Annotated in this window: 7 protein-coding genes; 6 read left to right on the forward strand and 1 reads right to left on the reverse strand. The window is 66.1% G+C overall.

Annotated elements, in window-relative coordinates; genetic code table 11:
* On the reverse strand, window positions 1-1,914 hold a 1,914-nt coding region (locus OC446_RS28640; RefSeq protein WP_262032336.1), incomplete at its 3' end, for a Clp protease N-terminal domain-containing protein.
* 337 nt (window positions 1,915-2,251) lie between these two features.
* Between OC446_RS28640 and OC446_RS28645 the strand changes: the two genes are divergently transcribed.
* The 6 genes from OC446_RS28645 to OC446_RS28670 form a co-directional block, all read left to right on the forward strand.
* Entirely contained in the window at window positions 2,252-2,653 is a 402-nt protein-coding gene (locus OC446_RS28645) for an Hsp20/alpha crystallin family protein (RefSeq protein ID WP_262032337.1), read from the forward strand.
* A 10-nt stretch (window positions 2,654-2,663) separates the two neighbouring features.
* A complete protein-coding gene (gene lon / locus OC446_RS28650; RefSeq protein WP_262032338.1) occupies window positions 2,664-5,093 on the forward strand; it encodes an endopeptidase La in 2,430 nt (809 codons plus the stop codon).
* A gap of 25 nt (window positions 5,094-5,118) precedes the next feature.
* Window positions 5,119-5,754, forward strand: coding sequence for a MarC family protein (locus OC446_RS28655; RefSeq protein WP_262032339.1), 636 nt, complete (start codon window positions 5,119-5,121; stop codon window positions 5,752-5,754).
* 88 nt (window positions 5,755-5,842) lie between these two features.
* Entirely contained in the window at window positions 5,843-6,298 is a 456-nt protein-coding gene (trxC, locus tag OC446_RS28660) for a thioredoxin TrxC (protein ID WP_262032340.1), read from the forward strand.
* 142 nt (window positions 6,299-6,440) lie between these two features.
* Window positions 6,441-6,755 (forward strand): co-chaperone GroES, encoded by a 315-nt coding sequence (groES, locus tag OC446_RS28665; protein WP_262032341.1) that lies wholly within the window; start codon window positions 6,441-6,443, stop codon window positions 6,753-6,755.
* A 44-nt stretch (window positions 6,756-6,799) separates the two neighbouring features.
* A partial coding sequence (locus tag OC446_RS28670) for a TCP-1/cpn60 chaperonin family protein (RefSeq protein ID WP_315986558.1) occupies window positions 6,800-6,995 on the forward strand: 196 nt, incomplete at its 3' end.

Here is a 6,995-nt window from a genome sequence, read left to right on the forward strand (position 1 = left end):
CATGTATTCCGACATGTCGATGCGCACGAGCGCGGTCTCGTCGTCGAACAGGAAGGCGGCAAGCGCTTTGGTGAGCTCGGTCTTGCCGACGCCCGTGGGGCCGAGGAACATGAACGAGCCGATGGGCCGGTTCGGATCCTGCAGCCCGGCACGCGCACGCCGCACCGCAGTCGACACCGCTTCCACCGCTTCGCGCTGGCCGACGACGCGCTTGGCCAGGTCCTGCTCCATGTGCAGCAGCTTCTCGCGCTCGCCTTCGAGCATCTTGTCGACGGGCACGCCGGTCCAGCGGGAGACGACCTGCGCCACGTGGTCGGGCGTCACGGCCTCTTCCATCAGGCCGCCGCCATCGGCCTTGGCCTCGACCTCGGCGACCTGCTTCTCGAGCCCCGGAATGACGCCGTAGCTGAGCTCGCCGGCCTTCGCCCAGTCGCCGTTGCGCTGCGCGGCGGCCAGCTGGTTGCGGGCCTCGTCGAGCTTCTTCTTCAGCTCCGCTGCCGTGCCGAGCTTGTCCTTCTCGGCCTTCCAGCGGGTCGTGATGGCGGCCGACTGCTCTTCCAGGTCCGCCAGCTCCTTGGTGAGGCGCTCCAGGCGGTCCTTGGAGGCGGAATCCGTCTCCTTCTTGAGCGCCTCCTGCTCGATCTTCAGGCGCACGATCTCGCGGTCGATGTTGTCGAGCTCCTCGGGCTTCGAATCGACCTGCATGCGCAGGCGCGACGAGGCCTCGTCGACGAGGTCGATGGCCTTGTCGGGCAGGAAGCGGTCGGTGATGTAGCGGTTCGAGAGCGTCGCGGCGGCGACGAGCGCCGAGTCGGTGATGCGCACCCCGTGATGCTGCTCGTACTTCTCCTTGAGGCCGCGCAGGATCGACACGGTGTCCTCCACCGTGGGCTCGCTCACGAAGACCGGCTGGAACCGGCGGGCCAAGGCCGCATCCTTCTCCACGTGCTTGCGGTACTCGTCGAGCGTGGTAGCGCCGACGCAGTGCAACTCGCCACGGGCCAGGGCAGGCTTCAGGAGGTTCGACGCATCCATGGCGCCATCGGCCTTGCCGGCGCCGACGAGCGTGTGCATCTCGTCGATGAACAGGATGATGCCACCTTCGGCCGACGTCACTTCGCTCAAGACGGCCTTCAGGCGCTCCTCGAACTCGCCGCGGTACTTTGCGCCTGCAATTAGCGCCCCCATATCGAGAGCAAGCAGCTGCTTGTCCTTCAAGGACTCCGGCACGTCGCCGTTGACGATGCGCAGCGCCAAGCCTTCGACGATGGCGGTCTTGCCGACGCCGGGCTCGCCGATGAGCACCGGATTGTTCTTGGTGCGGCGCGACAGAACCTGGATCGTGCGGCGGATTTCCTCGTCGCGGCCGATCACCGGATCGAGCTTGCCGTCACGGGCAGCCTCGGTGAGGTCGCGGGCATATTTCTTGAGCGCATCATAGGCGTTCTCGGCCGTCGCGTTGTCGGCGGTGCGGCCCTTGCGCAGGGCGTTGATGGCGGTGTTGAGGCCTTGGGCCGTCACGCCCGCCTGGGCCAGGATCTTTCCGGCTTCCGTGTCCTTCTCGACCGCGAGTGCCAGCAGCATCCGTTCGACGGTGACGTAAGAATCGCCCGCCTTCTCGGCGGCCTTCTCGGCGGTGTCGAAGAAGCGCATCAGCTCGCGCGTGGCCTGCGGCTGCGAGGCCGAGCCGGAGACCTTCGGCTGCTTGGCGAGCCACTGCTCGACGGCCGCATGGGCGTCGCGGGAGCGGCCGCCGGCGCGGTCGATCAGGCCAGCGCAGAGGCCTTCCGGATCGTCCAGCAGAACTTTCAGGATATGACCGGGAGCGAGCTGCGGGTGGCCTTCACGCACGGCCAAGTTCTGTGCCGCCTGCACGAAGCCCCGGGCACGCTCGGTGTACTTTTCGAAATTCATCGTTGCCTCCATCAGACCGTACGCCCTCTTTGAGGCGCGTTAGAACCGAGGAAGATGTCCTTTGGCCGAGCCGACCAACGAAGGACGCTGGCGCTCGCAGGAGCCGCCAGCGCCTACGATCTGGTTTTGGGGTCAACCCTTCGCAAGACCGGCTTCGCGATTTTCATCGGGAATCTTTCGGTCGTTTCCAACACCGACCAAGATTGGTTCGGGATCAAGAAACCAGACCGGGTCGTATGCATTATAGCAACGCCCAAGCGGAGCGGGCCGTCTGCGGCATCTCTTGAAATCGTTCAGGCATAGGGACAGCTAGCTGTTTCAGTGGAGGCGGACGACGATGCATGACCCGGCGAACTGGATGCTTTCCGAAGCCATTGACACTCTGGCGCGAGCCGAGCGGATGCACAGGCAACTGTTTCAGCTCCAACGCTCGCATTCCCGGGCGCCGGCGTGGGAGCCTCCCCTCGACATGATCGAGACCGATCATGAGGTGCTTATCCTGATCGCCCTGCCAGGCGTCGAGCCCGATCAGGTCGAGGCGATTGTCCGGGACGGCACCCTGATGGTGGCCGGCCGGCGCGTGCTGCCCCCCGAGTTGCGCACGGCCCGCATTCATCGTCTGGAACTGCCGCAGGGCCAGTTCGAACGACACGTCCCGTTGCCGCCGGGGCGCTACAGGGCGGTGCACCGGTTCGCGCGGAACGGGTGTGTCGTCTTCAGTCTCGAGAAAGACGTGTAGGGGTTGCGCCATGATCCTGTTCGGAGTCGCCAACGGTCCCAACCAGCCCAACAACCATTCACCGGAGCCTCAGGAGGAATTTACGCCGGTTCCGTTGCCGCCGGACGCCACCATCATCGTGCCGGTGCGCAACACTGTTCTATTCCCGGGCATGATCGCGCCGATCGTCGTCGGGCGGCCGGCCTCGATCGCCGCCGCCCAGCAGGCCGTGCGGGAGGAGAGGCCCATCGGCATCCTGATGCAGCGGGACGCCCAGCTGGCGGAGCCCGGCCCCGCTGGGATGCACGCTGTCGGAACGCTCGCCAACATCGTCCGCTACATGACGGCTCCGGACGGAACGCACCATATCATTTGCCAAGGCGTCCAGCGGATTCGGATCCTCGACTTCGTGAACGAGAAGCCGTTCCTGGCCGCACGTGTGCTCCACTTGCCGGAGCCTGAGGCCCAGAGTCCCGAGATCGAGGCCCGCTTTCTCCATCTGCAGAGCCAGGCGATCGAGGCGCTCCAGCTCCTGCCGCAGGCGCCTCAGGAGCTGATCGCGGCCGTGCAGGGGGCGACCTCGCCCGCCCAGCTCGCCGACCTTGCGGCGACTTACATGGACATCAAGCCCGAGGAAAAGCAGGAGATCCTGGAGACGCTCGACCTCCTGCCCCGGATGGACAAGGTCTCGCGCCTGCTGGCCCAGCGGATCGAGGTCCTGCGCCTGACCCAGGAGATCGGCCGCCAGACCAAGGCCGCCCTGGACGAGCGCCAGCGCGAGGCCGTGCTACGCGAGCAGATGGCGGCGATCCAGCGCCAGCTCGGCGAAGGCGACGGGCGAGCCCAGGAAGTTCAGGAACTCACCGAGAAGATCGCCACGGCAAACATGCCGCCGGAGGTCGAGGAGCAGGCCCGCAAGGAGCTTCGGCGCTATGAGCGCATGCCCGAAGGCGCGACCGAGGCCGGAATGCTCCGGACCTATCTCGACTGGCTCGTCGAGCTGCCCTGGAGCCTGCCTGAGGAGAATCCCATCGATATCGCGGAGGCCCGCCGCATCCTCGACGAGGACCACTTCGGGCTTGAGAAGATCAAGCAGCGGATCGTCGAATATCTGGCCGTGCGGAAGCTCGCTCCCAACGGCAAGGCCCCGATCCTGTGCTTCGCCGGCCCCCCTGGCGTCGGCAAGACGTCGCTCGGGCAGTCGATCGCCCGCGCCATGGGGCGGCCATTCGTGCGGGTGAGCCTCGGCGGCGTCCACGACGAGGCGGAGATCCGCGGCCACCGGCGGACCTATGTGGGCGCCCTGCCCGGCAACATCATCCAGGCGATCAAGAAGGCCGGCGCGCGCAACTGCGTGATGATGCTGGACGAGATCGACAAGATGGGGCGCGGCATCCAGGGCGACCCTTCGGCCGCGATGCTGGAGGTGCTCGACCCCGAGCAGAACGCCACCTTCCGCGACAACTACCTGGCCGTTCCCTTCGACCTCTCGCGCGTGGTGTTCATCGCCACCGCCAACATGCTCGACGCGATCCCGGGGCCGCTGCGCGACCGCATGGAGATCATCACCCTTGCCGGCTACACCGAGGACGAGAAGCTGCAGATCGCCCGGCGCTACCTGGTCAAGCGCCAGCTGGAAGCGAACGGGCTCCGGCCGGACCAGGCCGAGATCAGCGACGACGCCCTGAGCGGGATCATCCGGGATTACACCCGCGAGGCCGGCGTCCGGAGCCTGGAGCGCGAGATCGGCAGGGCGCTGCGCCACGCCGCCGTCCGGATCGCGGAGGGCAGCGCAGAGCATGTGAGCATCGGAGCCGAGGACCTCACCGCGATCCTGGGCCCGGCACGGTTCGAGGACGAGGTCGCCATGCGCACCAGCGTGCCGGGCGTGGCCACCGGACTGGCTTGGACCCCGGTGGGCGGCGACATCCTGTTCATCGAAGCCACCCGGACGCCCGGCAAGGGCGGCCTGATCCTGACGGGGCAGCTCGGCGATGTCATGCGCGAGAGCGCCCAGACGGCCCTGAGCCTCGTCAAGTCCAAGGCCGCAACGCTCGGGATCCAGCCGAAGGTCTTCGAGAGGAGCGACATCCACATTCACGTTCCCGCCGGCGCCACGCCCAAGGACGGGCCAAGCGCGGGCGTGGCCATGTTCACCGCCCTTGTCTCTCTGCTCTCCGACCGGACGGTTCGAAGCGATACGGCGATGACGGGCGAGATCAGCCTGAGGGGGCTCGTGCTGCCGGTAGGCGGCATCAAGGAGAAGGTCACTGCCGCTGCGCGGGCCGGCGTGACCCGGGTGATGCTCCCGGCGCGCAACCGCCGCGACTTCGAGGATATTCCCGAAGAGGCGCGTGCCCGTCTCGAGTTCGTATGGCTCGAACGGGTCGACGACGCCCTGCAGGCGGCGCTGGAAGGCGAACCGCTGCGGGCGGTGGACGGTGGAACGCAGGCGGCCTGATGCCCTGTCACCAAGTTGGTCTCAGATGCTGGACACTGCCGTATCCGCGTTCGTGCTGCTGTTCGTCACGATCGGTCCCGTAGAAACGGCGGCCGTATTCGGGGTGCTCACCGCCGGGATCCACCGGCCGGAACGGCGGCGGCTGGCATGGCAGGCGGTGGTGATCGCCGGGGTGGTGCTGCTGCTCTTTGCGCTCCTGGGGACGCAACTGCTCGATTTTCTGCATGTCTCGCTGGCGGCGTTCCGGATTGCCGGCGGGATCCTGCTCCTGCTTCTGGCAGTCGATCTCGTGTTCGCGCACCCGACAGGCCTGTCGTCCATCACGGCGAGCGAGGAGCATGAAGCTCAACGCCCCGGAGACATCGCCGTGTTCCCGCTCGCCATCCCGCTGATCGCCGGTCCCGGCAGCATGACCGCGGTCGTGCTGCTGATGGGACAGGCCGGGACGGATCTCGCCCGGGCTACGATCCTGTTCATGTTGGTGGCCTGCCTCGGAGCCACCTATCTCGCGCTTGTCCTGGTCGAGCCCCTCGGGCGTCTGCTCGGGGTGACCGGCACCAACGTCGTCGCCCGCATCTCAGGAGTTCTGTTGGCGGCCGTCGCGGTGCAGTTCGTCCTCGATGGCCTCCGGGAGGCGAACCTTTTCGCTGCGCCTCCATAGGTGAGCCGCTGCCCTCTCAAGCCTCCTGCGAGGGCGCGGGGTTGCACTTACATAGTCGCACGCATGAATACGAGTTGGAGTTTGTACGATGTCCGATACCTTCCACATCGTCTGTCCCACCTGTGACAGCGTCAACCGCCTGCCGCGGTCAAAGCCGGCGCAGGCGGCCAAATGCGGCCGCTGCGGCGCCGGTCTGTTCTCCGGCAAGCCGCTTGAACTCGGCGGCGAACGGTTCAAGCGCCATGTCACCCGCAACGACATACCCGTCGTGGTCGATTTCTGGGCGCCTTGGTGCGGCCCCTGCCGCGCCATGGCCCGCGTCTTCGAGCGAGCTGCGCAGGAACTCGAGCCGGCAGCCCGGTTCGTCAAGGTCAATGTCGACAACGAGCCGGGTCTCTCGGCAGAGTTCGGCATCCGGGGCATTCCCGCACTGTTCGTGTTCAGAAACGGACAGGTCGCATCCCGAGAGGCCGGAATGATGGATCCGGCCTCGCTGCGCCGATGGATCGCAAGCGCAATCGATCTCCAGGCTAGCAAGCGATAAGACCGAAGCTCCCGCCAGTCCGCAGTCGGCGGCTGCTCCCTTGACGGGATTTGGAGCATTCCTATCTCGAAGCTGCTTGGCACCCGTGCCTCATGAGTGCCAAGCTAGGCTTTATTCGTGAATGAAATAGGAGGGTCTTTCGATGAAATTCCGTCCCTTGCACGACCGCATCGTCGTCCGCCGGATCGAACCTGAGGAGCGGACAAAAGGTGGCATCATCATCCCAGACACCGCCAAGGAGAAGCCGCAGCAGGGTGAGGTCATCGCCGTTGGCCCTGGGGCCCGCGACGAGACCGGCAAGTTGGTCGCTCTCGACGTGAAGGCGGGCGATCGTGTTCTCTTCGGCAAGTGGTCCGGCACGGAAGTGCGCATCGATGGCGAGGATCTCCTGATCATGAAGGAATCCGACGTCATGGGCATTCTCGAGCAGGATGCCGTCGCCAAGAACGCCGCCTAACGGCTGGGAGTTGCTGACATCCGCCACAATAGGAGATGAATTCAATGGCTGCCAAAGACGTTAAGTTTTCCTCCGACGCCCGCGAGAAGATGCTGCGCGGCGTGGACATCCTGGCCGACGCGGTGAAGGTCACCCTCGGCCCCAAGGGCCGCAACGTGGTGATCGAGAAGTCCTTCGGGGCGCCCCGCATCACGAAGGACGGCGTCACCGTCGCCAAGGAGATCGAGCTCGCCGACAAGT

It is taken from the genome of Microvirga sp. Mcv34, assembly GCF_024519725.1.
In the GTDB taxonomy this organism is placed as follows: domain Bacteria; phylum Pseudomonadota; class Alphaproteobacteria; order Rhizobiales; family Beijerinckiaceae; genus Microvirga.